At 72.8% G+C, this 26,201-nt stretch carries 24 protein-coding genes and 1 rRNA gene; 18 read left to right on the top strand and 7 right to left on the bottom strand.

Translation table 11 applies throughout. The features are described 5' to 3' along the window. From rrf to AB0E88_RS34510, 10 genes are all read left to right on the top strand, one after another. Positions 1-86, top strand: a 5S ribosomal RNA gene (gene rrf, locus AB0E88_RS34555); the annotation flags it as partial. 72 nt (positions 87-158) lie between these two features. Further along, positions 159-803 carry an HAD family hydrolase gene (locus tag AB0E88_RS34550; protein ID WP_361638834.1) on the top strand — a complete coding sequence of 215 codons (645 nt, stop codon included), beginning with the start codon at positions 159-161 and terminating at the stop codon, positions 801-803. Between the two features lie 92 nt (positions 804-895). Next, the gene (locus AB0E88_RS34545) at positions 896-1,597 is read left to right on the top strand and encodes a VC0807 family protein (protein WP_361638832.1); all 702 of its coding nucleotides are present in this window, start codon (positions 896-898) and stop codon (positions 1,595-1,597) included. Positions 1,598-1,699: 102 nt separating this feature from the next. Continuing rightward, positions 1,700-2,914 carry an MFS transporter gene (locus tag AB0E88_RS34540; RefSeq protein ID WP_361638830.1) on the top strand — a complete coding sequence of 405 codons (1,215 nt, stop codon included), beginning with the start codon at positions 1,700-1,702 and terminating at the stop codon, positions 2,912-2,914. Beyond that, positions 2,865-4,037 (top strand): acetoin utilization protein AcuC, encoded by a 1,173-nt coding sequence (locus AB0E88_RS34535; RefSeq protein WP_361638828.1) that lies wholly within the window; start codon positions 2,865-2,867, stop codon positions 4,035-4,037. The genes AB0E88_RS34540 and AB0E88_RS34535 overlap by 50 nt, the downstream gene beginning before the upstream one ends. Before the next feature lie 525 nt (positions 4,038-4,562). Further along, positions 4,563-5,378 carry a phosphatase gene (locus tag AB0E88_RS34530; RefSeq protein WP_361638826.1) on the top strand — a complete coding sequence of 272 codons (816 nt, stop codon included), beginning with the start codon at positions 4,563-4,565 and terminating at the stop codon, positions 5,376-5,378. Positions 5,379-5,507: 129 nt separating this feature from the next. After that, positions 5,508-5,717 (top strand): helix-turn-helix domain-containing protein, encoded by a 210-nt coding sequence (locus tag AB0E88_RS34525; protein ID WP_181139929.1) that lies wholly within the window; start codon positions 5,508-5,510, stop codon positions 5,715-5,717. A 159-nt stretch (positions 5,718-5,876) separates the two neighbouring features. After that, the gene (locus tag AB0E88_RS34520; protein WP_003948845.1) at positions 5,877-5,975 is read left to right on the top strand and encodes an AURKAIP1/COX24 domain-containing protein; all 99 of its coding nucleotides are present in this window, start codon (positions 5,877-5,879) and stop codon (positions 5,973-5,975) included. 242 nt (positions 5,976-6,217) lie between these two features. After that, positions 6,218-7,279 carry an NAD-dependent epimerase/dehydratase family protein gene (locus tag AB0E88_RS34515; protein ID WP_361638824.1) on the top strand — a complete coding sequence of 354 codons (1,062 nt, stop codon included), beginning with the start codon at positions 6,218-6,220 and terminating at the stop codon, positions 7,277-7,279. A 14-nt stretch (positions 7,280-7,293) separates the two neighbouring features. Next, entirely contained in the window at positions 7,294-8,373 is a 1,080-nt protein-coding gene (locus tag AB0E88_RS34510; protein ID WP_361638822.1) for a lysophospholipid acyltransferase family protein, read from the top strand. A gap of 108 nt (positions 8,374-8,481) precedes the next feature. Here the strand turns inward: AB0E88_RS34510 and AB0E88_RS34505 are convergent, their stop codons facing one another. The 3 genes from AB0E88_RS34505 to AB0E88_RS34495 form a co-directional block, all read right to left on the bottom strand. After that, positions 8,482-9,732, bottom strand: a complete 1,251-nt coding sequence (locus tag AB0E88_RS34505; protein WP_361638820.1) for a DUF5667 domain-containing protein — start codon at positions 9,730-9,732, stop codon at positions 8,482-8,484. Positions 9,733-9,965: 233 nt separating this feature from the next. Then, positions 9,966-10,745 carry an ECF subfamily RNA polymerase sigma factor, BldN family gene (locus AB0E88_RS34500; RefSeq protein WP_361638818.1) on the bottom strand — a complete coding sequence of 260 codons (780 nt, stop codon included), beginning with the start codon at positions 10,743-10,745 and terminating at the stop codon, positions 9,966-9,968. Between the two features lie 855 nt (positions 10,746-11,600). Next, positions 11,601-12,524, bottom strand: coding sequence for an HAD-IB family hydrolase (locus AB0E88_RS34495; protein WP_361638816.1), 924 nt, complete (start codon positions 12,522-12,524; stop codon positions 11,601-11,603). A gap of 167 nt (positions 12,525-12,691) precedes the next feature. Between AB0E88_RS34495 and AB0E88_RS34490 the strand changes: the two genes are divergently transcribed. From AB0E88_RS34490 to AB0E88_RS34470, 5 genes are all read left to right on the top strand, one after another. Beyond that, positions 12,692-12,979 (top strand): glutaredoxin family protein, encoded by a 288-nt coding sequence (locus AB0E88_RS34490; protein WP_361638814.1) that lies wholly within the window; start codon positions 12,692-12,694, stop codon positions 12,977-12,979. A gap of 246 nt (positions 12,980-13,225) precedes the next feature. After that, positions 13,226-14,077, top strand: coding sequence for a redox-sensing transcriptional repressor Rex (locus tag AB0E88_RS34485; RefSeq protein WP_361638812.1), 852 nt, complete (start codon positions 13,226-13,228; stop codon positions 14,075-14,077). Beyond that, positions 14,074-15,765, top strand: a complete 1,692-nt coding sequence (locus tag AB0E88_RS34480; RefSeq protein WP_361638810.1) for a glutamyl-tRNA reductase — start codon at positions 14,074-14,076, stop codon at positions 15,763-15,765. Before AB0E88_RS34485 ends, AB0E88_RS34480 begins: the two co-directional genes overlap by 4 nt. After that, positions 15,762-16,721 carry a hydroxymethylbilane synthase gene (hemC, locus tag AB0E88_RS34475; protein ID WP_361638808.1) on the top strand — a complete coding sequence of 320 codons (960 nt, stop codon included), beginning with the start codon at positions 15,762-15,764 and terminating at the stop codon, positions 16,719-16,721. Before AB0E88_RS34480 ends, hemC begins: the two co-directional genes overlap by 4 nt. Beyond that, positions 16,718-18,418, top strand: coding sequence for a uroporphyrinogen-III synthase (locus tag AB0E88_RS34470; RefSeq protein WP_361638806.1), 1,701 nt, complete (start codon positions 16,718-16,720; stop codon positions 18,416-18,418). The genes hemC and AB0E88_RS34470 overlap by 4 nt, the downstream gene beginning before the upstream one ends. Before the next feature lie 40 nt (positions 18,419-18,458). On the opposite strand, the gene AB0E88_RS34465 is transcribed toward AB0E88_RS34470, so the two are convergent. Continuing rightward, positions 18,459-19,841: an FAD-binding oxidoreductase gene (locus AB0E88_RS34465; protein ID WP_361638804.1), complete on the bottom strand. Its 1,383-nt coding sequence runs from the start codon at positions 19,839-19,841 to the stop codon at positions 18,459-18,461. A 241-nt stretch (positions 19,842-20,082) separates the two neighbouring features. Beyond that, entirely contained in the window at positions 20,083-20,943 is an 861-nt protein-coding gene (locus AB0E88_RS34460; protein WP_361638802.1) for an alpha/beta hydrolase, read from the bottom strand. Between the two features lie 199 nt (positions 20,944-21,142). On the opposite strand from AB0E88_RS34460, the gene hemB reads away from it, so the two are divergent. After that, a complete protein-coding gene (gene hemB / locus AB0E88_RS34455) occupies positions 21,143-22,135 on the top strand; it encodes a porphobilinogen synthase (RefSeq protein ID WP_361638800.1) in 993 nt (330 codons plus the stop codon). On the opposite strand, the gene AB0E88_RS34450 is transcribed toward hemB, so the two are convergent. Together AB0E88_RS34450 and AB0E88_RS34445 are read right to left on the bottom strand one after the other, a co-directional pair. After that, the gene (locus AB0E88_RS34450) at positions 22,099-22,293 is read right to left on the bottom strand and encodes a hypothetical protein (protein ID WP_361638798.1); all 195 of its coding nucleotides are present in this window, start codon (positions 22,291-22,293) and stop codon (positions 22,099-22,101) included. The two genes, hemB and AB0E88_RS34450, sit on opposite strands and share 37 nt — an antisense overlap. 128 nt (positions 22,294-22,421) lie before the next feature. Beyond that, complete coding sequence (locus tag AB0E88_RS34445) at positions 22,422-23,207, bottom strand: DUF4232 domain-containing protein (RefSeq protein WP_361638796.1); 786 nt, start codon at positions 23,205-23,207, stop codon at positions 22,422-22,424. A 222-nt stretch (positions 23,208-23,429) separates the two neighbouring features. Here AB0E88_RS34445 and AB0E88_RS34440 point away from each other — a divergent pair, with 222 nt between their 5' ends. Both AB0E88_RS34440 and AB0E88_RS34435 read left to right on the top strand, forming a co-directional pair. Then, on the top strand, positions 23,430-24,725 hold the full coding sequence (locus AB0E88_RS34440) for an XRE family transcriptional regulator (protein ID WP_361638794.1): 1,296 nt from the start codon (positions 23,430-23,432) through the stop codon (positions 24,723-24,725). Between the two features lie 90 nt (positions 24,726-24,815). Then, on the top strand, positions 24,816-26,018 hold the full coding sequence (locus AB0E88_RS34435) for a PLP-dependent aminotransferase family protein (protein ID WP_361638792.1): 1,203 nt from the start codon (positions 24,816-24,818) through the stop codon (positions 26,016-26,018). Positions 26,019-26,201 lie beyond the last annotated feature (183 nt).

Genomic DNA, 26,201 nt, shown 5'->3' with positions numbered 1-26,201 from the left:
GTTACATTCCGAACCCGGAAGCTAAGCCTTACAGCGCCGATGGTACTGCAGGGGGGACCCTGTGGGAGAGTAGGACGCCGCCGAACAATTATTGAAGAAAACCCCCGCATCCACGGATGCGGGGGTTTTCTGCGTTTCCGGGTGTTTACAGTCGTCGTATGCGCTATGAACTGGTCATCTTCGACAACGACGGCGTCCTCGTGGACAGTGAGCCGATCTCCAACCGGCATCTCGCCGCCTATCTGACCGAGCTGGGGCATCCGACGACGTACGAGGAGTCCATCCGGGACTACATGGGTTCCGCGATGCACCGGATCCATGAGCTGGTGCTCGAGCGCACCGGGCAGCGGTTGCCCGACGACTTCGACGACGTCTTCCACGCCCGGGTGTTCGCCGCTTTCGAGCGGGAGTTGAAGCCGGTGCCGGGGATGGCCGGCGTACTGGAGAAGCTGGCGGCGGACGGGGTGCCGTACTGTGTCGCCTCCTCCGGGAGCCATGAGCGGATTCGGGTGGGGCACCGGACGACCGGGCTGGACCGGTGGTTCGACGACGCGCGGATCTTCAGCTCGCAGGACGTCGGGCGGGGCAAGCCGGCGCCGGACCTCTTCCTGTACGCGGCCGAGCGGATGGGAGTGGCGCCGGAGCGGTGCGTCGTGGTCGAGGACAGTCCGCTGGGGGTGCAGGCGGCCGTGGCGGCCGGGATGGACGTCTTGGGCTTCACGGCGATGACGCCGGCGGCGAGGCTCGCGGGGGCCACTCAACTCTTCTCCGAGCCCGGTCAGTTGGCTGACCTGCTGGTATGACCCGGGCCATGTGGCCGTGCTGACAATTGTCATGCCGAGCCCTGGACGATCGTTTCTACTGGGCCAACCCTGCCGGCCGCGAAGCTGGGGGCATGACGACGACGAAGAAGAACCTCCGGCCGCTCCTCCTCGACGTGGCGGTGCCGCTCGCTTCGTACTACCTCCTCAAGGAAGCCTTCGGGATGAGCACCTTCGCGGCGCTCGCCTGGAGCAGCGTGGTGCCGGCCGTGCGCACGCTGTGGAGCGTCGTGCGGGAGCGGACGGTGAACGGGCTCGCGGGCCTCATCCTCGTCGTGAACCTCGTCAGCCTGGCGCTGAGCTTCGTCTCCGGCGACCCGCGGCTGATGCTCGCCAAGGATGGCGCGGTCAGCAGCACCGTCGGTATCGGGATCCTGGTGTCCGTGGCGCTGGGGAAGCCGATGATGACGGCGGCGTTCAAGCCCTTCGTGGTGAAGGGCGACGCGGCCCGCGAGGCCGCCTGGCAGCGGCTGATCGCCGGCTCGGCGGCCTTCCGGCGTGGCGAGCGGGCGTTCTCGCTGGTGTGGGGTTCGGTCCTGCTGGCGGAGTGCGTCGCCCGGGTCGTGGGCGCCTACACCGTGCCGGTGGACACGATGGTCTGGCTGGGCACGGTGCTGACGGTCGTCACCTTCGGCCTCGGGTTCCTCGTCAGCGGCGGGCTGGCCGTGGAGCCGATGCGGCGGATGCTGGCCGCCGAGGTGGAGAGCGCGCGAGCCGCAGAAGCGGAGGCCACGCAGGCCGCCGCGGCCCGGCCGGAGGTCGCGGTCGCCGCGTGACGCGGGGCGCCCGTCGCCGACCGGCCGAGCGGGCAAAGCTGAACCGAATTCATCTTTGGCTGGATCTACCCAGCAGTAGCCAGGGGCCCTACGCTCGCCGCCATGACAGATGTGCTGCGGCGCGGCAGGGCCTCGCTGGCGTTCAGCTTCTTCGCGCAGGGCGTCGCCTTCGCGCTCCTGGTGACGCGCATCCCGGCCGTCCAGGACCGCTACGGCATCTCCGACGCTCTGCTTCCGGCGTTCCTGGCCGCGGTGCCGATCCTCGCCGGAGTGGCCAGTGTGACCACCGAGCAGCTGGTGAAGCGGGTCCGGCCGAGCCGGGTGCTGCGCTGGTCTCAGCCGGTCGTACTGCTGGCGCTGCTCGGGGTGGGCGCCGGAGACCGGCTGGCCGAGGTGGCTGCGGCGCTGGCGGTGTTCGGGCTGGCGGTGGGTGCGCTGGACGCCTCGATGAACATGCTCGGGGTGAGCCTGCAACGGGCGTACGGGCGCAGCATCATGCTGAGTTTCCACGCCGCGTACAGCCTGGGCGGGATCCTGGGGGCGTCGCTGGCCTGGGCCGGGGCGCACTGGCATCTCGCGCTGTGGGTGTCGTATCTGCCGGTCGTGGCGGTGCTGCTGCCGGCCGTGCTGGTGGGGAGCCGGTGGTACGTCGACGGGGGCGCGGCTCCGGCCGTGGCGGAGCCGGGCGGCGGGAGGGACGGGGTCGTCTTCAAGCTGCTGCTGCCGCTGTGCCTGGTGATGACGTTCGCGTACATCGGGGACTCGACGGTCTCCAACTGGTCCGCGAAGTATCTGCAGGACGTGCTGGGCAGCTCGGAGCAGCTGGCGACGGTGCCGTACAACGTGTACATGGTGACCACGCTGCTGGGGCGGGCCATCGGGGACTTCGGGGTGCGCCGGTTCGGGGCGGCCGCGGTGGTGCGGGGCGGGGCGGTGGTGGCGGCGGCCGGGTTCGCGGTGGTGGCGATGGCGCCCGGGGCGTGGGTCGGGATGCTGGGCTTCACGCTGCTGGGGCTGGGATTGTGTGTGCTGGTGCCGCAGACGTTCGCGGCGGCGGGGCGGCTCTTTCCCGGGGCGTCGGATGCGGCGATCGCACGCCTGAACGTCTTCAACTACGTGGGATTCCTGATCGGCTCGCCGCTCGTGGGGGCGCTCGGGGACACGTGGAGCTATCGCGGGGCCATGCTGGTGCCGATGGCGTTGGTGCTGGTGACGTTGGTGTACGCCAGGTCGTTCGCGGCTCAACCGGACCGATACGGTGGCGGGCATGAGCGGCCGCGCACAGCTGATGTGGGACGAGGCAGTAACGGGCTATGACTTCGGTCCGGACCATCCGATGGATCCGGTCCGCCTCGCCCTGACCCGGAAACTGGTCGGCGCCTTCGGGCTCGACCGTATGGTGGACGTGGTGGCGGCGAAGGCCGCCGGGGAGTCGACGCTGCGGCTCGTCCACCGGGAGGACTACATCGACGCCGTGAAGACGGCGTCCGCGGATCCTTCGGCGGCGGACCAGTCGTACGGGCTGGGGACGCTGGACGATCCGGCGTTCGCGGGGATGCACGAGGTGTCCGCGCTGATCGCGGGGCAGTCGGTGGGGGCGGCGGAGGCGGTGTGGCGCGGGGAGGCGCTGCACGCGGTGAACTTCGCGGGCGGACTGCACCACGCGATGCCGGCGGGGGCGTCGGGGTTCTGCATCTACAACGACGCGGCGCTGGCGATCGCGCGGCTGCTGGAGCTGGGGGCGGAGCGGGTCGCGTACATCGACGTCGACGTGCACCACGGGGACGGGGTGCAGGCGGCGTTCTGGGAGGACCCGCGGGTGCTCACGGTCTCGCTGCACGAGCATCCGCGGACGCTGTTCCCGCAGACCGGGTGGCCGGAGGAGACCGGGGCGGACTCGGCGGAGGGGTCGGCGGTGAATCTCGCGCTGCCGGCGGGGACGGGGGACGCGGGGTGGCTGCGGGCGTTCCACGCGGTGGTGCCGGAGCTGCTCGCGGACTTCCGGCCGCAGGTGGTGGTGTCCCAGCACGGCGCCGATACGCACTTCGAGGATCCGCTGGCGCATCTGGCGGTGTCGCTGGACGCGCAGCGGGCGGTGCAGGTGGCCTGTCACGACCTGGCGCACGAGTACGCGGACGGGAAGTGGGTCGCGCTCGGGGGCGGGGGGTACGCCGTGGTGGACGTCGTACCGCGGTCGTGGACGCATCTGGTGGGGATCGCGGCGGGGCGGCCGGTGGAGCCGACGTCGCTGATTCCGGAGGCGTGGCGGCAGGAAGTGTTCGCGCGGACACGGCAGTTGGGGCCGGGGCGGATGACGGACGGGCGGTGGCCGGTGTCCTTCGCGGGGTGGGACGAGGGGTACGACCCCGCGGACCGGCTGGACCAGGCGGTGCTGGCCGCACGGCGGGCGGTGTTCCCGCTGCGGGGGTTGTTGGCGTAGGGCTGGCCGCCCGGCCTTGGGCTGCGCCCGGGGTGGTCCTGGCCGGGGTTGGGCTGGGCGCCCGGCGTGTGCTTGTACCCGTGGGGTGGCTGGCCGGGGGGTGGGGCGCTCACCGGCGCTGGCGGGGGGTGCCGCTGCGCCCACCCGTGCCGCCCTGGGGGTCCCCCCTGCTCGAAGAGCTTGGGGGAGGCACGACTGCCCGCAGCTGCGCAGCTTGCAGCCCGCAGTTGCGCGGGCGGCACTGCAGCCCACCCAGGGGCGCGGGGAACTGCGCGACCAGCCACGACGCAACCCGCACAGGCCGCCGCAGGCATCCCGGCCCGGCCGCCGGCAGGCACACCGCAGGCATCCCGGCCCGGCCGCCGGCAGGCACACCGCAGGCATCCCGGCCCCGCCGCCGGCAGGCACACCGTAGGCATCCCGGCCCCGCCGCCGGCAGGCACACCGTAGGTGTCGTTACGCCGACCGTGCGGTCTTTCCTCGAAAGCGGGTCGGCCGGCCGGCCGGTCCGGCAGCATCGCTCGTGTGGTGGCTGTGGGTGCTCTGCGGGACCATCTTCTGCGGGCCCGGCTGGCCGGGACCGTGGCGACCGCGCGTGAGGTGAGTCTGCGGAGCTATCGGGCGTTCGCGGCTCGGGACCCCCGGGTGTTGATCGGGATTGATCCGCAGCGACCGTGGGCGCCGCGGGATCTGATCGAGCTGATGGCGGACAGGTGCGGGGTCTCGGCCGATCCGCGCCACACCTCCGGGCAGGATGTGATCGACCCGGAGCGCACGCTGGCCGCGCTGGACGCGTTCGCGGAGCGGCTCGCGGGGGTCGCCCGGCGCCGCGGGAGCGTACTGTTCGGCACCGGGCACCCGCACCGGCTGCTCGGTTTCTACGCCGCCCTCGCAGACGCGTTGTCGGCGGCGGGATGTGCCGTCCTCACCCCGGCGCAGGGTCACCGTGTCGACATATTGACCCAGTTCGGTCTACGCACGCACAACCTCGACTACGTACGAGGAGTCGCGTTGATCCGCGAAGGCGGCGCGGAACGCCCCGGTGGTGCGCCCGGCGCACACACGCACTCGCCCCTCCCGGTTCGTCTCGCGCTGGCCGCGGCGGCCGAGGCCGGCGGGTCGCTGCCGGACCTGGTGATCGGCGACCACGGCTGGGTCTGCGGGGCAGGTCAGCTGGGGTTCGAGGCGATCGGGCTGGCCGACACCGACGATCCGGCGCTGTTCGTGGGGCAGGCCGAGGGCTCCGTGGCCGTCGTCGTTCCGCTTGATGACGGGGTGCGGGCGGCCTCCTACCGGCCGCTGGCCCGCTACGTACTCAATCGAGCGTGTCTGTCACAGTAGGGCGCTGTTGGGTGCACCTCTTCCCCACTTGCATCACCCGCCCCTAGTCTGGGGAGTGAGCACGCAGCGACGAAGAGTCACCGGAAGGGGAAGCCGGTGGCCGTCGAGTGCGGAAGGTTCAGGTGTGTCATGGCTGCTGAGCAGAGGCCTCTGAGCGAGGTTCAGTTCCTTACCGTGGCGGAAGTCGCTGCGGTGATGCGAGTGTCGAAGATGACCGTGTACCGGCTGGTGCACAGCGGTCATCTGCCCGCGATCAGGGTGGGGCGGTCCTTCCGCGTCCCCGAGAACGCGGTTCACGAGTACCTCCGCGAGAGTTATGTGGGGGTGGAGACCGCCTGACGGCACCGAGGGAGACCATCGATCGGAACAGGGCACTTCCGGTCTCCCCACACCCCTCGATTACGACCTCAGCGCTCGGGCGGGTAGGCTAGCCCCTCGTAGGTCGTGTGGGCCCATGGCGCCCAAACACCGAGTGATGAGAAGTGAGCGAGGATAGTCGTGGGCTCTGTTATCAAGAAGCGGCGTAAGCGGATGGCCAAGAAGAAGCACCGCAAGCTGCTGAAGCGCACGCGCGTCCAGCGTCGCAACAAGAAGTGAGCGACGCGAGCAACGCCGCGTAGAGCGTGTGTCTGCGGCCCCCCATCGCACTCGGTGGGGGGCCGCAGGCGTATCTCCACACCTCGGGCGTCTCACGAAGCACCAGGGTCACTGTGCTCCGCCCGGCCGTTTCTCGTCACTTCCCGCATCGGGTGGTCATCACAGCGCAACACCGAACCGCTAAGTTGGCCGCAGACGGGGAACGCGCGCGTGGTACGAGGTCTGGAAGGAAGGCGCTGATCTTGGGGAAGGTCGTGCTCGTGACCGGAGCGGCCCGTCAGCTGGGCGGCCGCTTCGTACGGCGGATCCAGCGTGACCCGCAGGTCGACCGGGTCGTCGCCGTGGACGCGGTGCAGCCCGAGCACCATCTGGGCGGCGCCGACTTCATCCGCGCCGACATCCGGCAGCCCACCATCGCGCGGGTGCTCGCCGAGACCGGCGCCGACACGGTCGTCCACATGGACGTCACCGGCATGGCGCTCGGCGGCGGCAGCCGGGCCACGGTGAAGGAGACCAACGTCATCGGCACCATGCAGCTGCTCGGTGCCTGCCAGAAGTCGCCCGCGGTCAAGCGGCTGGTGGTGAAGTCCTCCACCAACGTCTACGGCTCGGCGCCGCGCGACCCGGCCGTGTTCACCGAGACGACCCCGCCGAAGTCGCTGCCCAGCGGAGGCTTCGCCAAGGACACCGTCGAGGTCGAGGGGTACGTCCGCGGCTTCGCCCGCCGGCGCCCCGACGTCGCCGTGTGTGTGCTGCGGTTCGCCAACATCCTGGGCCCCACCGCCGAGACCCCGCTCACCTCGTACTTCTCGCTGCCGGTCCTGCCGACGGTGTTCGGCTACGATCCGCGGCTGCAGTTCGCGCACGAGGACGACGTGATCGAGGTGCTGAGGCTGGCCTCGCACGAGCCGCGCCGCGGCACGCTGAACAGCGGCACCTTCAACATCGCCGGTGACGGCGTCGTCCTGCTCTCGCAGTGCGCGCGGCGGCTGGGCCGCCCCACGGTGCCGCTGCTGCTGCCCGCCGTCACGTGGGTGGGCTCGCTGGTGCGTACGCTGGGCATGACGGACTTCTCTCCCGAGCAGATCCGGCTGCTCACCCACGGCCGGGTCGTGGACACCACCCAGATGCGCGAAACGCTGGGCTTCGAGCCGACGTACACGACCGCGGAGACGTTCGCGGACTTCGTACGCAGCAGGGGACCGGGCCTGTTGCCCCCCGAGGCCCTTGCGGGGGCCGTCGACCGGATCGCCGCGCTGCCCCTCGCGGGTGGCGGCCACCCCCCGACGCAGAGCGCCAACTGAGGAGCGCAGCAACGATGGCGGACGCCAAGGTCATTCCGTTCGACGACGACCGGTCCCGGGGAAGCGCCGTGCAGCGCCCCGCGCGGCGCCGCGGCGCGGGCAGCCGGCGGGGGAGCGGCGAGCCGGTGCCGGTGCGGGAGCTGCGCGAGTCCCGCGGGGCCCGGGGGAGCCGGTCCGCGCCCGACGCGCCCGCCGCGCAGGAGGAGGCCCCGGTGAGCCCGGAGCCCCACGGGGACGTGCCGCAGTCCTCCGGCGGTGGTCTGGAGCGCCGCGTGGCGGCCGGCCTGGCCTTCCTGCGCCGGCGTCTCACCGGGGACTACGAGGTCGACGACTTCGGCTACGACGCCGAACTCACCGACCAGGTCCTGATGTCGCTGCTGCGGCCGGTGTACGACACCTACTTCCGGGTCGATGTGAAGGGCCTGGAGAACATCCCGGCCGAGGGCGGCGCGCTGATCGTCGCGAACCATTCCGGGACGCTGCCGCTGGACGGCCTGATGATGCAGGTCGCGGTGCACGACCATCACCCGGCCGGCCGCCATCTGCGCCTGCTCGCCGCGGACCTGGTCTTCGTGCTGCCGGTGGTGAACGAGCTGGCGCGCAAGCTGGGTCACACGCTGGCCTGCGCGGAGGACGCCGAACGGCTGCTGGGCCAGGGCGAGCTGGTCGGGGTGATGCCGGAGGGCTTCAAGGGCATCGGGAAGCCTTTCAGCGAGCGCTACAAGCTCCAGCGGTTCGGCCGGGGCGGTTTCGTCTCGACGGCGCTGCGGCAGGGCGCGCCGATCATCCCGTGCTCGATCGTCGGGGCGGAGGAGATCTACCCGATGCTCGGCAACGCGAAGACCCTCGCGCGGCTGCTGGGCTTCCCGTACTTCCCGCTGACACCGACGTTCCCGTGGCTGGGTCCGCTGGGCGCTATCCCGCTGCCCACCAAGTGGACGATCCAGTTCGGTGAGCCGATCCGCACGGACGGCTATCCGCCGGAGGCGGCGGAGGACCCGATGCTGATGTTCAACCTGACCGACCAGGTCCGCGAACAGATCCAGCACACCCTGTACAAGCTGCTGGTCCAGCGCAGGTCGGTGTTCTTCTGAAACGTTCCTCCTGAGGCGTTCCCCGGAAGTGTTCCGGCGTACGACGGTGGGGGCGCCCCTCGGGAGAGGGGCGCCCCCACTTCGGCCGTACCGCTTGGGCCGTTCCGGCTAGTTGGCGTCGTCGCTGTCGATGCCCAGGCCGGGCAGGAGGCCCGGGAGGAGCGGTGGGAGCGTCACGTCCGGCTCGGGGATGGACGGCTTGCTCTGCGACGGGGAGGCGCTGCCGGTCTCCTTCGGCGGGTCGAGAAGGCCGCCGGTGTTGCCACCGAGGAGGCCGTCGTCGATGCCGCCGACGCCGGGTGCGGACTTGCTGGGGCTGCCGGTGCCGGTGTGGTCGCCGGAGTGGGGTTCCCTGCTCGTGCCGCTGCTGGGGCCATGGGACCGGTGGGTGCCGGACGACCCGGTGGACGCCGATCCGCCGTCGCCCGGCCGGCTGCTGTCACTGCCGCCACGGGTGGCGGGGGGCTGCGGCAGCAGGGACTGCAGCGGGGCGACCTCTTCGTCTATGGCGTCGAACACCGACGACACCTGCTCGCTGACGTCCCCGAGCTGCACGGGCAGCTGGTCGCGCAGCGCGCCCCACATCTGGCGGTGCGAGGCGGAGAACGTGGACAGCGCCTGGATGGGGCCCAGGGAGTCGGGGTCGCGCTCGTACGCCTCGTGCAGCAGACGGTGGCCTTCGGCGGCGTCGTGGGTCATCCCGGACAGGGTGCGGCGGATCTCGCCCAGCGACTCGTGGTCGAGATGGCCGCCGCGACCGCGCTCGAGCAGCCGTCTGGCCTCGCTGAGCCGGGTGGACGCCTGGTCCAGGTAGGAACGGCCGCGTTCGTCGTCTCCCTCGGACAGGTAGTTGAGCTTGAAGTCCTCGATGCCGCGCTTGAGCCCGTACAGCCCGTCACCGGGCAGGGCGTCCGAGCTGGCAGCGGCGACTCCGCCGAAGGCGCCGGCCGCAACACCGACGCTGAGCCCGCCCGCGGTGAGGCCCTTGGCCAGCCGCGAGCGTGGGCGGAACTTGCCCAGGGGGGCGCGATGGGCGCCCCGGGCCCGGTGGTTCCGCTGCTCGGGCACGGAAGGGTCCGCCGCCTCGCCTCCCGCGGCGCCCTCCTGCAGCATGGCCTCGAACGCGGCCACGAGCTGGGCTCGCTGGACGACCTTGACCTCCGGATCGAGCTGCGGCTTGGGCAGCGCGCCGAGACCGGAGGCGAGGGCGACAAGACGCCCCTGCTCGGTCTGCTCCTCGGCGGCCGGGGCCGGTGGCGATCCTTCGGACTGCTCGGCCGCCGTGCCCGGCTCGGACTGCTCCTCCAGGGCCTGGGCGAAGGCGTTCGCCCGCCGGTGCGCCGATACGTTCGCGATCACTGGCGGCACCTCCTCTCGTCATGACGGTCGACTCCCCAGGGGGTCCTGAGGGTTGCACGCCCCGGCCACTTCCACACGATCGTGTGATCAGCGTTGGCCTGGGCGTGACCACAGGGAGCCTGCATCCCGCACAACGAGCGGCGTGGCACTTGGGTTACGGACGGCGGATGATCGGATCGGGAAGTCAACGGTCGCGAACGGAGCGTTACTTGAGCGTCGCTGAGCGTGTCTGATCAGCGGGCGTCGTCCGGCAGGAGCCGGGCGAGGGTGCGGACGGCTCGGTACTGGAGGGTCTTGATCGCACCCTCGTTCTTGCCCATGACCCGGGCGGTCTCGGCGACGGACAGACCCTGCAGGAAGCGCAGGGTCACGCACTCCTGCTGCTGCGGGTTGAGCCGTCGTACGGCGTCGAGCAGGGCGGCGTTCGACAGCGACTCGAGGACGGAGTCCTCCGGGGAGCGCTCGACCTCGTTGGCGTCGAGCATCTCGCCGGTGGTGACCTCCAGCCGGAAGCGGCTCGACTTGAAGTGGTCGGCCACCAGGTTGCGGGCGATGGTGACGAGCCACGCGCCGAAGTCGCGGCCCTGCCAGGTGAAGGTGCCGATCCTGCGGAGTGCCCGCAGAAAGGTCTCGCTGGTCAGGTCCTCGGCAGTGGCCTTACCTCCCACCCGGTAATAGATGTATCGGTAGACGGTGTCGCTGTACTGGTCGTAGAGGCGGCCGAACGCTTCGGCCTCGCCGGCCTGGGCGCGCTCCACGAGGTCCATCATCCGGGCACTGTCGCTGTCCGCGGCGGGGCGCCGGGCGGTGGTGGCACCGGCCGCGCGCCCCCTTCTGCCCACCGCGGCCCCGCCCTCGGCCAGTGCGTAGCACGGGCCGGCGGGGGTGGCGGTGGCGAATGCGGGGACGGCGTGCGCGGCCGGGACGAGGCCGCGCAGGAGGTTCTGTGCCGTCGCGACCGTTGCGCGCAGCGTAGCCAGGCCCGAGGCGTCAACCCCGACGTGTGGGTACACGGGACTCCCAGAGGCAGAGCTTCCATCACGTGCAGTGCGGGACCGTTCACCCGTCGTGGCGACGGAGGGGTACCGGATTGCGTCTGAGGAGAATAACGCTTCGTGCAGGCACTGCTACACCGAGTTGCTCAAATCACCGATTGCGTCGTTTCCGTAGTCGTTTGACGACTGATCAGGCTCGGCCCGTTGAACACTTCTTGATCGAATCGGTTCGCATTCCGGGTGAGTGTGGGCCGTGTTGTGCCCGCGTGAGGATCCGGTGACTGACCGCTCCGCGGGGTGGGTATGTGTGCCGGAATGCCCGGCGCGCAGCCGCGGCCCCCGGGCGGTCGGCCGGAGCGGGTGGGTTGTCGGGTGCGGGCGCGTCGTGGCTGGTCGCGCAGTTCCCCGCGCCCCTGGGGGGTTGCGGTTACCGTCCGCCCTGGACGGACCCCCACCCCGCCCCCGGAAGCCTGCCCCGGAAGGGGCGACGGGCCGCAGGCGCGTACGGCGGGAAGGGGACGGGGTGGGGGGTGTCCGCCCGCAGCGGCCGGCACCGAGACACTGAGCGCTCGTCGGAAACGGCCGGCCGGACCGAGGACGGACACCCCCCACCCCGGCCCCGCCGTGGAAACCGGCCGCAGGCGCGACCGCAACCACCCACCGGACGGCAACGGGCCGCCGCAGGCACCAAAGGGGCGCGGGGAACGGCGCGACCAGCCACAACGCACCCGCGCAGGCCGCCGCAGGCAACGGCGACCAGCCACAACGAACCCGCGCAGGCCGCCGCAGGCAAAGGCGACCAGCCACAAGGAACCCGCGCAGGCCGCCGCAGGCAGCGGCGGCCAGCCACGGCGAACCGCAGAAAGCCGGAGGCTACCGTCGGCGGCGGTGCAGCGCGATCGCCGCCGCCGTGCCGCCCGCCACCGCTCCCACCCCCGCCGCCGCCGGGATGCCGACCTTCGCCGCCTTGCGGCCCGTGCGGTAGTCCCGCAGTCGCCAGTCGTGCTCCCGCGCGTGACGCCGCAGCTTGGCGTCCGGGTTGATCGCGTACGGGTGGCCCACCAGCGACAGCATCGGGATGTCGTTGTGGGAGTCGCTGTACGCCGCGCACCGCGCCAGGTCCAGCCCCTCCGCCGCCGCCAGCGCCCGCACGGCCTCCGCCTTGGCCGGCCCGTGCAGCGGCTCGCCCACGAGCTTGCCGGTGTAGACGCCGTCCACCGACTCCGCGACCGTGCCCAGCGCACCGGTCAGCCCCAGCCGCCGTGCGATCACCGTCGCGATCTCCACCGGCGCGGCCGTGACCAGCCACACCTTCTGCCCGGCGTCCAGGTGCGCCTGCGCCAGCGCCCGCGTACCCGGCCAGATCCGCTCGGCCATGTACTCGTCGTAGATCTCCTCGCCGATGGACTGCAGCTCGGAGACCCGGTGGCCCTTGACGATGGACAGCGCCGAGTCCCGCGCGTCCTGCATGTGCTCCGGGTCCTCGACCCCGGCCAGCCGGAACCACGCCTGCTGCCAGGCGAAGCGGGCCAGGTCGCGGGTCTCGAAGAACTTCCGCTTGTACAGGCCCCGCCCGAAGTGGAACAGCGCCGCGCCCTGCATCACCGTGTTGTCGAGGTCGAAGAACGCGGCCGCGTGCTCGTCGCCGAGCACGGGAAACGCCGGCTCGGACTCCCGCTCTTCCAGCGGAGCCTCGGGCACGGCCTTGCGCGCGGCCTCCGCCGAGGCCTCGCCTGCCAACACGCTCCGCGCCGTGGCGGAGCGCCTACGGGGAGTGAGCCATCCGAGAGCGGCCATGGCGTGAGCATAACGAGTCGGTACGGCGGTTCCGGAGCCGAAGGGTTGGAACCCTGTGAACTCTGCGCGACCGGGCCGTTAAAGAGGTGCACCCGACCACACGCGGCACAGCGACGGGCCGCCACCCAGCGACGGGCCGCCGCACAGCGACGGGCCGCCGCGCGACAATGGCCGACATGAGCCCCCTCTTCCGCCGCCGTCCCCACCGCGCCCCCCAGGACCGTCTGGTCACGCTGGTCCGCAAGCCCGGCTGCCACCTGTGCGACGACGCGCAGCAGGTGATCGAGAAGGTCTGCGGCGAGCTGGGCGTGCCCTGGGAGCAGAAGGACATCACGCAGGACCAGGACCTGCACGACCAGTACTGGGAGCAGATCCCCGTCGTCCTGGTCGACGGCGAGCAGCACACGTTCTGGCGCGTGAACGAGCAGCGGCTGCGCTCCGCACTGACCGAGTAGTTCAAGTCCGTACCGGACGTCGCTTAGGATCGATGCGGTCTGGTCTCGGGGGCGGGATTCACGAGGAGTGAGCCGGTTTTGCCCCCACGTAGCACGCGACATAAAACGCGCGTGAGTCCGGTCACGTTGGCCGGGCAAATCGGACACCATCTTTGTGCACGCGTTCACAAAGACATAGCCTGCTGTCGACGGGGCGGTCTGGGGACGTACGACCGCCCACAGCCCCGCTCTACCCGCAGGAGCACCGTGGCAACTGGCCGAACTCACCGACCGGCGACCCGCAGCCGAGGGATTCCCGAGGCCACCGTCGCCAGGCTTCCGCTGTACCTCCGGGCGCTGACCGCACTGTCGGAGCGCTCGGTCCCCACGGTTTCATCCGAGGAACTGGCGGCCGCCGCCGGGGTCAACTCCGCGAAGCTGCGCAAGGACTTCTCCTACCTGGGTTCCTACGGCACCAGGGGTGTCGGGTACGACGTCGAGTACCTCGTGTACCAGATCTCCCGCGAGCTGGGCCTGACCCAGGACTGGCCCGTGGTCATCGTCGGTATCGGTAACCTCGGCGCCGCTCTCGCCAACTACGGCGGTTTCGCCTCCCGCGGTTTCCGGGTCGCCGCCCTCATCGACGCCGACCCCGCGATGGCGGGCAAGCCCGTCGCGGGCATCCCGGTGCAGCACACCGACGACCTGGAGAAGATCATCCAGGACAACGGCGTCTCCATCGGCGTGATCGCGACGCCCGCGGGCGCCGCCCAGCCGGTCTGCGACCGGCTCGTGGCCGCCGGTGTGACCTCCATCCTGAACTTCGCGCCGACCGTGCTGTCCGTCCCGGACGGCGTCGACGTGCGCAAGGTCGACCTCTCCATCGAGCTGCAGATCCTCGCGTTCCACGAGCAGCGCAAGGCCGGTGAGGAGGCCGCCGCCGAGGCCGCCGTGCCCACCACCACCTCGGACGCGGTGCCCGCCACCACCAAGGACGTCGGCGCCCCCGCCAACGCGCCCGCCGCCCCCGCGGCCAAGGGCGCGCGCGCAGCGGCCCGCCGCGCCGGCTCCGCCGACCAGGGACCCGACGGGGACGTGCCCGCCGTGATGCCGGCATGAGTCTCCTCGTCGTCGGGCTGAGTCACCGCAGCGCCCCGGTCAGCGTGCTGGAGCGGGCCGCGCTGAACGCGGACGACCAGAACAAGCTGCTGCAGGACACGGTCGCCGCCGAGCCGGCCACCGAGGCCGCCGTGCTGGCCACCTGCAACCGCATCGAGCTGTACGCCGACGTGGACAAGTTCCACGCCGGTGTCGCCGAGCTGTCCACGCTGCTCGCCCAGCACAGCGGGGTCGGCCTGGAGGAGCTCACTCCCTATCTGTACGTGCACTACGAGGACCGGGCGGTCCACCACCTGTTCTCGGTGGCCTGCGGCCTGGACTCGATGGTCGTCGGCGAGGGCCAGATCCTCGGCCAGATCAAGGACGCGCTCGCCCGGGCGCAGGAGCTGCACACCGCGGGCAAGCTGCTGAACGACCTGTTCCAGCAGGCCCTCAGGGTCGGCAAGCGCGCCCACTCCGAGACCGGCATCGACCGGGCCGGCCAGTCCCTGGTCACCTTCGGCCTGGAGCAGCTGGCGCAGGGCGCGGACGTCCCCGGGTGGGCCCGGGGCCGCAGGGCGCTGGTGATCGGCGCGGGCTCGATGTCGTCGCTGGCCGCGGCGACGCTCGCGCGGGCCGGTGTCGCGGAGATCGTGGTGGCCAACCGCACCGTCGAGCGCGCCGAGCGCCTCGCCGAGATCCTCACCCAGGCCGAGGACACGGACGTGGCCGCCCGCGCGGTACGGATGGACGCCGTACCGGCCGAGCTGACACGTGCCGACATCGCCGTCTCCTGTACCGGGGCGACGGGGCTCGTCCTGACGGCGGAGGCGGTCACCGCGGCGCTGGAGGACCGTACGGGCGCCCCCGTCGCCGTGACCGAGAACCCGCACCGGACGCTGCCGCCCACCTCGCTCGGGACCGAGGACGGCTGCCCGCTGGACCTGTCCGCCGTGCAGCCCGGCTTCTCCGTCGCCGGGGAGGCCGCCGTGGCCGGGATGGACGCGGCGACGCTGGAGCAGCACGCGGCCTGGGTCGACAAGGGCACCGTCGTCGAGCGCCGCGAGGACGCCCGGCGCGGACCCGAGGCGGACGCCGAGCTGATCGGCGCGCTGGCCGCCGCCGTGCGCACGGTCGGCCGGATCCCCGAGCGGCGCAAGCCGGAGCCGGTCGCGGAGATTCCGCGGCCGCGGCCCTCGCTGTTCCTGCTCGACCTGGCGATGCCCCGCGACATCGACGCGGCCGTGCACCGGCTGGCCGGCGTGCGGCTGGTGGACATCGAGTCCCTCGCCGAGGCGTCCGCCGACGCCCCCATGGCGGCGGACGTCGACCAGGTGCGCCGCATCGTCTCCGACGAGGTCGCCGCCTTCGGCGCGGCCCAGCGGGCCGCGCACATCACGCCGACCGTGGTCGCGCTGCGCACCATGGCCGCCGACGTGGTGGCGGGCGAGATGGCACGGCTCGAGGGCCGGCTGCCCGGCCTGGACGACAAGCACCGCGCCGAGATCACACAGACCGTCAAGCGGGTGGTCGACAAGCTGCTGCACGCGCCGACGGTGCGGGTCAAGCAGCTCGCGGCCGAGCCCGGCGGCGCCGGGTACGCGGACGCGCTGCGCACCCTGTTCGACCTCGACCCCGAGGCGGTCGCCGCCGTCTCCCGCGCCGAGGACAGCACCGACAAGAACGCCAAGAACCGAGGGCCGGCATGAGTACGAAGGCTTTGAGACTGGGGACCAGGCGCAGCAAACTCGCCATGGCCCAGTCCGGGCAGGTGGCGGAGGCCGTGCGCCAGGTGACCGGGCGGCCCGTCGAGCTGGTCGAGATCACGACCTACGGTGACGTCTCCCGGGCGCACCTGGCGCAGATCGGCGGCACGGGTGTGTTCGTCACCGCGCTGCGGGACGCGCTGGCCGGCGGGGAGGTCGACTTCGCGGTTCATTCGCTGAAGGACCTGCCCACCGCGCAGCCCGAGGAGCTGGTCCTGGCCGCCGTCCCGGTGCGCGAGGACCCGCGCGACGTGATCGTCGCCCGGGACGCGCTGAAGTTCACGGACCTGCCGCGCGGGGCGCGCATCGGTACGGGTGCGCCGCGCCGCATGGCGCAGCTCAACGCGTACGCGCGTGCCCACGGGCTCGCCATAGAGACGGTCCCGATCCGCGGGAACGTCGACACCCGCATCGGGTACGTCCGTGACGGCGAACTCGACGCCGTCGTGCTGGCCGCCGCCGGGCTGAACCGGATCGGCCGCAGCGACGAGGTGACCGACTTCCTGTCGGTCGACACGGTTTTGCCCGCCCCCGGCCAGGGGGCCCTGGCGATCGAGTGTTCCGCGGACAACGCGGAACTGATCGCCGCGCTCGCCGAACTCGACGACCCGTTCACGCGGGCCGCCGTAACGGCCGAGCGGTCACTGCTCGCCGCCCTGGAGGCCGGTTGCAGCGCCCCTGTGGGCGCTTTGGCCGACCTTCTGGCCGACGGGCAGACTGTCAAGGAAATGCGCCTGCGCGGCGTCGTCGGCACCACCGACGGCACGCGCACGGTGCAGCTGTCCACCACCGGTCCCGTGCCCGAGACGGACGAGGGCGCCGCGGCGCTCGGCCGTGAACTCGCCGCCGAGATGCTCGCCCAGGGCGCGGCCGGTCTGATGGGGGAGCGAGCACATTGAGCCCCACCACCCTTCCCGCCGGTCCGGAACACGGGCACGTCACCTTCCTGGGTGCCGGACCCGGAGATCCGGGACTGCTGACTCTGCGCGCCGTGGAGGCGCTGGCGAACGCGGATGTCCTCGTCGCCGAGCACGAGGTGCTCGACGTCGTACGCACCCATGCCCGTCAGGGCGTCAGCGTCGTGCCGACGGACGCGGGTCCCTCGTCGGACCCGAATCCGGGCACGCCCCAGCCGGCGATCGTTGACGGCACGTCAACAACCGCTGGGATTCCCGCACTGCGGGATGCCGCACATCTTGTCATGGAGGCCGCGCGGGGCGGCAGGCGGGTCGTCCGTGCGGTGTCCGGCGACCCCGGCCTGGACAACTACGCCGCCGAGGAGATGCTCGCCTGCGCCAAGGCCGGCGTGTCCTTCGAGGTGGTGCCCGGCGTCGCCGCCGCGGTCGGTGTGCCCGCGTACGCCGGTGTGCCGCTGCGCGACGCCGAGGGCGCCGATGTGCGGTTCGTGGACGCCCGTACCGCCTCCGACCGGTGCTGGACCGAGGTGGGCGCCTCCGACGGCACGGTGGTCGTCTCCACCACGCTGGACTCCGTGGCCGCGGCCGCGGGCGAGCTGGTGTCGGCGGGCCGCAAGCCGGACACCCCGATGACGGTCACCGTCGGCGGGACGACGACGCGGCAGCGCACCTGGTCGGCGACGCTCGGCACCATCGCGCAGACGTTGAAGCAGGCGAAGGTGCTGCCCTCGCCGGACGGCGGCCGCCCGGTGATAGCCGTGGTCGGAGACCGCAGCGCCCCCGCCCAGCGCGACCAGCTGGCGTGGTTCGAGTCCAAGCCGCTGTTCGGCTGGAAGGTCCTCGTGCCGCGCACCAAGGAGCAGGCGGCCTCGCTCTCCGACCAGCTGCGCTCCTACGGCGCCGTGCCGCACGAGGTGCCGACCATCGCGGTGGAGCCCCCGCGCACCCCGCAGCAGATGGAACGTGCCGTCAAGGGCCTGGTGACGGGCCGCTACGAGTGGATCGCCTTCACGTCGGTCAACGCGGTGCGGGCCGTGCGCGAGAAGTTCGAGGAGTACGGCCTCGACGCGCGCGCCTTCGCGGGCATCAAGGTGGCCGCGGTGGGCGAGCAGACGGCGAAGGCCCTGATCGCCTTCGGTGTGAAGCCGGACCTGGTGCCCTCGGGCGAGCAGTCCGCGGCCGGCCTCCTGGAGGACTGGCCGCCCTACGACCCGGTCTTCGACCCGATCGACCGTGTCTTCCTGCCGCGCGCCGACATCGCCACGGAGACCCTGGTGGCCGGGCTGATCGAGCTGGGCTGGGAGGTCGACGACGTCACCGCCTACCGCACGGTCCGCGCCTCGCCGCCGCCGGCGGAGACCCGTGAGGCGATCAAGGGCGGCGGTTTCGACGCGGTCCTGTTCACCTCGTCGTCGACCGTGCGGAACCTGGTCGGCATCGCGGGCAAGCCGCACAACGTGACGGTGATCGCGTGCATCGGCCCGGCGACGGCGAAGACGGCCGAGGAACACGGCCTGCGCGTCGACGTCATGGCTCCGGAGCCGTCCGTGCACAAGCTCGCGGAGGCCCTGGCCGACTTCGGCACCAAGCGCCGTCTGGCGGCGCTGGAGGCCGGCGACCCGGTGACCCGGCCGAGCGAACGCAGGCCGGGGGCGCGCAGGCGCCGCGCCGCGACGTGAGCGAGGGCCCGCACCCCACCCGGGGTGCGGGCCCTCCTCGTCAGGCGGCGACCGGCGGTACCGCGTGTCCGTAGCGGAGCAGGTTCGCCGGGTCGTGGGAGCGCTTGGTGCGGCGCAGGCGGTCGTAGGTGTCCGGGCTCCAGGCGCGGGAGCGGTCGTTCTCGTCGCCGGGGGCGCCGTGCAGGTTGACCATGGTGTGGCCGGTGCCGTACGGGGCCATGGTGGTGTGCAGGGCGGCGGTGGCCGACTCGATCGCCACGGCGAGATCGGGGTCGGCCGGTACGCCCACCCACTCCAGCAGGAACTCCGCGTCCCGGGCGCACACCGCGTCCTCGCCCCGCACGGGACGGGACATCGCGCCGCCCATGTGCCGGATCTCGACCATCAGGATCGGGAAGTCCCGGTCGGCGGGCCCCGCCAGGCCCAGGAACGCGGTGATCGCCTCCGGAGACAGGTCGCGCAGCAGCAGGCAGCTTTCGCGGGCGGGCAGCGGGTCGCGCGGGTCCTCGTAGATGCGGTCCAGCTCGGTGTACGGCATGTCCTCCACCGTGTCGAACAGGACCGGTGCGGCGGTGCGCAGCGGCGCGAGGAGCTCGTCCGCGTCCTCGGGGGTCCCGTCGAAGACGACGGCGACACGGGCGAAGAAGCCACCGCGCAACGGTTCGGGGATGAACGGCAGCGGAGGCATCCGCAGCAGGGTGAACCCCGTGCACATCTGCGGGGGCACCGTCTTCGTCCACTGCGCCCAGGTCCGCAGCAGGGGTTCGGCGTCCTCGCCCGCGCAGTAGATGCCGCCGCCGAGGACGCGGTCCACGGGGATCAGCTCGGTCGTCAGGGACGTCACGACGCCGACGTTGCCCTTGCCGCCGCGCAACGCCCAGAACAGGTCGGTGTCGTGCTCGGCGTCGGCGGTGTGCGGGACGCCGTCCGGGGTGACGACGTCGAAGGAGCGCACCAGGTCGCTGGCGAAGCCGCAGGGGCGGCCCATGGCCGGCAGGCCGCCGCCCAGAGTGAAGCCGACGACGCCGACGTCCGTGGAGGAGCCGCACAGCGCGGCCAGCCCGTGCGGGGCGGCGGCGTGCAGCAGGTGCCGCCACTTGGCGCCCGCGGCGACCGTCCCGGTGCGGGCGGACGGGTCGACGCTCACCTCGGTCATCCGGTGCGTGGTGATCAGCAGACCGTCGGGGACGGAGAAGTTGGCGCCGTGGCCCGTGGCCTGCACGGCGACGGGGGTGCCGGTGGCGGACGCCCAGCGCAGGGCGGTGACGATGTCGGCGGGACCGGCGGCGCCGACGACGACGTCGGGGGTGTGGCGGGCGGCCAGGTTGAAGCCGATGACCTCGTCGGCGTAGCCCGGGTCGCCGGGGCGGAGCACCGGTCCGCGCAGACCGGTGAGGTCGGGGGTGGAGTGGGTGGTGGTCATCGCGTCCTCCGCGCGGCTGCGGAACGGAGGGACGGCGGCGGTCGGGGCGGGGCCGTCGGGTCCTTCTGGTATTTCCCAGCATGTGCGTGCGCGGTGCGGGGCGCATGTGCGGGCGGTTCGCGGTGCGGGCGGGTCCGGGGCCGGTGCGCGGCGGGTCCGGCTGGCGCCTGGGGCCTGCGGGGCGGGTACGGGCGGAACCCGTGGGCCTGCGGGGGCGGGTACCGAAGGCTCGTGCGTCGCGTCAGGGGGTGAGGAAGTCCCCCAGCGCGGCCGTCAGGTCCTCCGGGGCTTGTTCGGCGACGTGGTGGCCGGAGTCGATGCCGTGGCCGCGGACGTCCGTCGCCCACGTGCGCCAGATCCGCAGCGGGTCGCCGTACAGCTGCTCCAGGTCGTCGCGCAGGGACCAGAGGATCAGTGCCGGGCAGCGGATGCGGGTGCCGGCGGCACGGTCCTCCTCCTCGTGGCGCCGGTCGACGGTGAGGCCGGCCCGGTAGTCCTCGAGCATCGCGCGCACCACCTCCGGGTTGCGGGTGGCCGCACGGAACTCGTCGTGGTTCTCCCGGCCCATCGTCCGCGGGTCGCCCCGGTACCAGGCGTCCGGGTCGGCGTTGATGACGCGCTCGGGGGTGTCCGGCTGGGCGAAGAAGAACCAGTGCCACCACTGGGTGGCGAACTCGGGCGTGATGCGGTCCAGATGCTCGCTCAGCGGCAGGCAGTCGATCAGCGCCACTCGCTCCACCGCCCGCGGGTGGTCCAGCACCAGGCGGAACGCCACGGCGGCCCCGCGGTCGTGGCCGACGAGCGCGAACCGCTCGTGGCCCAGTGCGCGCATCACCGCCACCACGTCCGAGGCCGTGGCCCGCTTGGAGTGGCCCTCGTGGTCCGCGGTCGGCGCCGGTCCGCGGGATCGGCCGTATCCGCGCAGGTCGGGGCAGACGACGGTGAAGCCGCGGGCGACCAGCAGCGGGGCCACCCGGTGCCAGGTCGCGGAGGTGCGCGGGTGTCCGTGCAGCAGCACCACCGGCGGGCCGTCGCCGCCGTACCGGACGAAGGCCGACCCCTCGTCGGTCCGCACCTGCCTGGTCTCGAAGCCCTCGAACACGCTCGCGTGCCTCCCGCCCGTACCGGTGCCACCGGGGACCCGCGTCCGCGCCGCCGATGCGCACGCGTGCCGCGCCGGGCCCGGAGTTGCGTGTGCCCCACGCGGCACCGCCGACACCGCCCGGGCCGGCCGGTCGGCGGCCCCATGGCCGACTGGGCGTCGGCAAAGGCACCGGCCGGGCGGGCGTAGCGTAGGCGGTATGTCGAAGTACGGATCTTTTCCCGGTTCGCGGCCCCGGCGGCTTCGCAGCACGCCCGTCATGCGGCGGATGGTCGCCGAGACCCGGTTGCACCCCGCCGATCTGATCCTGCCCGCGTTCGTGCGGGAGGGCGTGAGTGAGCCGGTGGCGGTCGGGTCGATGCCGGGGGTCGTGCAGCACACCCGGGACAGCCTGAAGAAGGCCGCCGCGGAGGCCGTGGCGGCGGGGGTCTCCGGGATCATGCTCTTCGGTGTGCCGGAGGACGACAAGAAGGACGCCCTGGGCAGCGCGGGCACCGACCCGGACGGCATCCTCCAGGTCGCCCTGCGCGATGTGCGGGCCGAGGTCGGCGACGACCTGCTCGTCATGTCCGACCTGTGTCTCGACGAGTTCACCGACCACGGGCACTGCGGGGTCCTCGACGAGCACGGTCGCGTCGACAACGACGCCACCCTCGAGCGGTACGCCGAGATGGCCCAGGTGCAGGCGGACGCCGGCGCCCATGTCGTCGGCCCGAGCGGGATGATGGACGGTCAGATCGGCGTCGTCCGCGACGCGCTCGACCAGATCGGCCGCGAGGACGTCGCGATCCTCGCCTACACCGCCAAGTACTCCTCCGCCTTCTACGGCCCCTTCCGCGAGGCCGTCGCCTCCTCGCTGCAGGGCGACCGCAAGACCTACCAGCAGGACCCCGCCAACTGGCGCGAGTCCCTGCGCGAAGTCGCCCTCGACCTCGAGGAGGGCGCCGACATGGTGATGGTCAAGCCGGCCGGACCGTACCTGGACATTCTGGCCCGGGTCGCGGACGCGGTGGACGTGCCGGTCGCGGCGTACCAGATCTCCGGTGAGTACGCGATGATCGAGGCCGCCGCCGAGAAGGGCTGGATCGAGCGGGACCGGGCGATCTTCGAGACGCTCACCGGCATCAAGCGGGCCGGCGCGCGCAACATCCTCACCTACTGGGCCACCGAGGTCGCGCAGAAGCTGCGCTGAGGCGCCCCCAGCGCGTGGGACGACGGGCCCTCGTCGCGCAGGCCCTCGCCGTCGCGGCAGCCCGCCAGGGCGCCGGCCGCGAGCACGGCGAGGGCCGCGGCGGCGACCAGTCGGCGCGGGCGTGCGGGCAGGGTGCGAGTCCGGTGTCGTACGGGCATGACGTCAGCCTCACCGCTCGCCCGTCCCGCGCGCCACAGCCGCCCGTGAATATGGGACGCAGGGACGGTGGAACCGGCGCTGAGCTGCGGGAACGCCATCCCGGTGGGACATGGTCCGGGACGCGGGGTCACCAGTCGAGGGCCGTGTCCAGGGACGCCTGCCAGTACGTCACGGTCAGGCTGTCGTCGACGTACACGCCCTTGGCGGGCAACGACACGGTGGCGATCGAGCCGTCCTCGAAGGGGACCGTCAGGGTGTGCACGGTGTGGCCGTGCGCGGCGCTGCCGTCGCCGGCGGACAGCCGGACGCCCGCGTAGCCGGACTCGCCCGGGGCCAGACCGGTCAGCGACTGCGGCTTGGTCTCCTCCGCCACCGGCGGCACGGACTGCGCCTCACCGAAACGGGCCGGCGGGTACGGCGGCAGCAGGCAGGTGCCGCCGCCCTTGTTGGTGGCGGTCAGCAGCAGGTGGTTGACCGGGCGGGGCACCTCGGTGGCGGTGATCCGGACGGTGGCGGCGGAGCACTTTCCGGGACGGCCGGACCCTTGGCCGGACCCGGTGCCGGCGGAGCTGCCGGCGCCCTTCGCGCCGCCGCTCCCCTTCCCACCGCCGTGCGCGCTGCCGGAGCCGTGCGTGCCGCCCGAGCCGGTCGCGCCGCCCGAGCCGGTCGCGCCGCCGGAACCGGTCGCGCCCCCCGACCCCGTCGCGCCGCCGGAGCCGGTCGTGGCCGCCGGGTCCGTGGTAGCGCCGCCACTACCGGTGGAGGGCGTCGCGCCCGGGGCGGACGGCGCGGAGGAAGCGGGCCGGCCGGCGCCGGTGTCCGACGCTCCGCCCTCGCACGCGGTCAGGGTCACAGCGGCCAGCGCGACCGTGGTGGCGGCGAAGAGGCGAGTGCGGGTGATACGGACGGACATGGGTGACTCCCGGTCGTGAAAGGGGCGTTGGGTTGCGCCAGAAGCGCGCCGCCGGGTGTGCTTGCCGGTGGCGTGCTTGGATGATCGACAGCTTGCGGTGGCCTTCGTCCCAGCCGCCAGCGGCCACGGGGAATACGGAACAATGGGATGACGAAACGGCTCTGACCTGCGGGAACATCGCCCGTCTGGAACGCCGTTCCGGGACGCGGGAGGGGAGAGACGGTGGCGGGGGGCGACTTCGCGGAGCTGCTGCGGGAGTTGAAGGAGCGGTCCGGACTCAGTTACGGGGCGCTCGCCAAGCGGCTGCACATGAGCACGTCCACGCTGCACCGGTACGTCAACGGGGACGTCGTACCGGTGGACTACGCCCCCGTGGAACGGCTGGCCCGGGTCTGCCGGGCCACCCCCGAGGAACTGCTGGAACTGCACCGCCGCTGGATCCGCGCGGACGCGCTGCGGGGAGTGAAGGGCGCGGAGCCGGAAGAGGAGCCCGGCGGGCAGCCGGAGGAGGAGCCCGGCGGGCAGCCGGAGGAGGAACCCGGCGCGGGGCCCGAGGCGGAGGTCTCCCCTCCCGCGCCGCCTATCGCGGCCGCGCCGCCGCGTCGCCGGCGCGCCGCCGTGCTCGCCGGGGCCGGTGTCGCGGCGGTCGCCGCCGCCGTGGCCGTCACGGTGAGCCTGGTGCCCGGGCCGCCGGACGGGCGGCGGACAGCGCAGGAGCGGGCGGCCGCCGCGACCGCGCCCGGCCCCGAGTCGCCCACCGTCTCCGTCCCTTCCGCCGCACAGAGCCGCAGCGCGTCGGCCTCCGCGTCGCCGGGTCCGTCCGCGGACCGGGGCCCGGCCACGGGCTCCCCGGCCCCGGGCCGTACCGCCACGGCCCGCGGCGGGGCGGCCGCGGACAACGGCCCGGCCGCGGACAACGGCCCGGCGCCGGTCACGGTCAACACCACGCCGTACTACTGGGACGTGCCCTGTGAGCAGGACTTCCTGGTGGACCGCAGCCCGCACAACGTGCCCGAGCCGCCGCCGCAGCAGAACGCCGAGGGCTGGGCCGTGTCCCTGGGCGCCGTGGCCGCCGACCACCAGATGGTCACGCTGACCGTGCAGGGCACCGGCGCGCAGACGGTCGTGCTGCGCGCGCTGCACGTACGCGTGGTGCGCAGCGAGGCTCCGCTGGCCTGGAACAAGTACGCGATGGGGAACGGCTGCGGGGGCGGGGTCCAGACCAAGTCCTTCGACGTGGCACTGGACCTGACCAACCCGCTCGCGATGCCGGTCGCCGGACAGCGCGACTTCCCCTACAAGGTGAGCGAGTCCGACCCCGAGGTCTTCTACGTCAACGCGCACACCGGCGGGCACGACGTGAGCTGGTACCTGGAGCTGGAGTGGTCCAGTGGCGCCCGGCACGGCACCCTGCGCGTCGACGACCACGGCCGGCCGTTCCGCACGAGCGGCTCGCGGCGGCCGTACTACGCCTACCCGTTGGGCGGCAACGGCTGGGAGCGGGTGCCGGAGGGCTGAGCGTCCGCATGGCGAAAAGGCCGGTGTAGACGGCACGCATCTCTCTACGCTGCGACCCATGAGGCAACCGCAGCCCGAAGGAGCCGTGTCATGACCGTCGACGCCCCCGCCCCGACCGCGCCCGTCCCCCCGCTCGCCCTGCGGACGTCGGCGATCGGCGGCTCGCCGGTACGCGACATTCTCGCCGTCACCGCACGGCCCGAGGTGATCAACTTCGCGGGCGGGCTGCCGGCCCCGGAGCTGTTCGACCGCGCCGGCATCGCGGCCGCCTTCCGCGCCGTACTGGAGGACAGCCCGGCGCGGGCCCTGCAGTACGCCACGACCGAGGGCGAGCCCGCCCTGCGCGAGGCACTGGCCGCGCGGATCACCGGGCGCGGACTGGAGACGGACGCCGACGATCTGCTGATCACCACCGGCTCCCAGCAGGCGCTGTCCCTGCTGGCCACCGCACTGCTCGACCCGGGCGACACCGTGCTGGTGGAAAACCCCTGCTACCTCGCCGCCCTCCAGGTCTTCGGGCTGGCCGGCGCCCGCGTCGTCGCCGTGCCCGGTGACGAGCACGGACCCGACCCGGTGGCGCTGGAGGAACTGGTGCGCCGGGAACGCCCGAAGCTGCTGTACACCGTGCCGACCTTCCAGAACCCCACCGGCCGCACCATGCCCGCCGCCCGCCGCGCCGCGCTCGCCGCCGTCGCCGCGCGGAGCGGACTGTGGATCGTCGAGGACGACCCGTACGGGGAACTGCGCTACGACGGTGAACCCGTGCCGTGGATCGCCGCGCACGCCGACGCGCAGGACCGGACGGTGCTGCTCGGCTCCTTCTCCAAGGTGATGGCGCCCGGGCTGCGGCTGGGCTGGCTGCGCGCACCGCGGGAGCTGCGCCGTGCCTGCGCGGTCGCCAAGCAGGCCGCCGACCTGCACACCCCGACCGTCAACCAGCTTGCCGCCGCCCGCTATCTCGACGTCCTCGACGCCCATGTGGCCACGGTGCGGGACGTCTACCGGGAGCGCCGGGACGCGATGCTCGCCGGCCTGCCGGACGCGCTGCCGGCCGGCTCGACCTGGACCCGGCCCGAGGGCGGGATGTTCCTGTGGGTGCGGCTGCCGCAGTCGTACGACTCGACGGCCCTGCTGCGGCAGGTGGTGCGGCACGACGTGGCCTACGTGCCCGGCGCGCCGTTCTTCGCGGCCGCACCGGACCCGCGCACGCTGCGCCTGTGCTTCGTGACGCAGACGCCGGAGGAGATCGGGGAGGGGCTGCGCAGGCTTGCGGCCGGGTTCGCGGACCGCTGAGCCGGGAAACACCGGGCCCCGGCCGCCCCTGGAGAGGGGTGGCCGGGGCCCGGTGGTGTGAGGCGGTTCCTGCCGGTCAGCCGAAGGCCTTGATCGTGTTCCAGTTCACGGACAGGACGACGCGTACGGGTGCGTTGGTGTTGGTGCGGGAGGGGTGGTAGATGCGGGTGTAGCCGTCGGAGG

The sequence above is a fragment of the Streptomyces sp. NPDC028635 genome (genome assembly GCF_040637635.1).
GTDB lineage: Bacteria > Actinomycetota > Actinomycetes > Streptomycetales > Streptomycetaceae > Streptomyces.
This window is presented reverse-complemented; position numbering and strand designations above follow the sequence as displayed.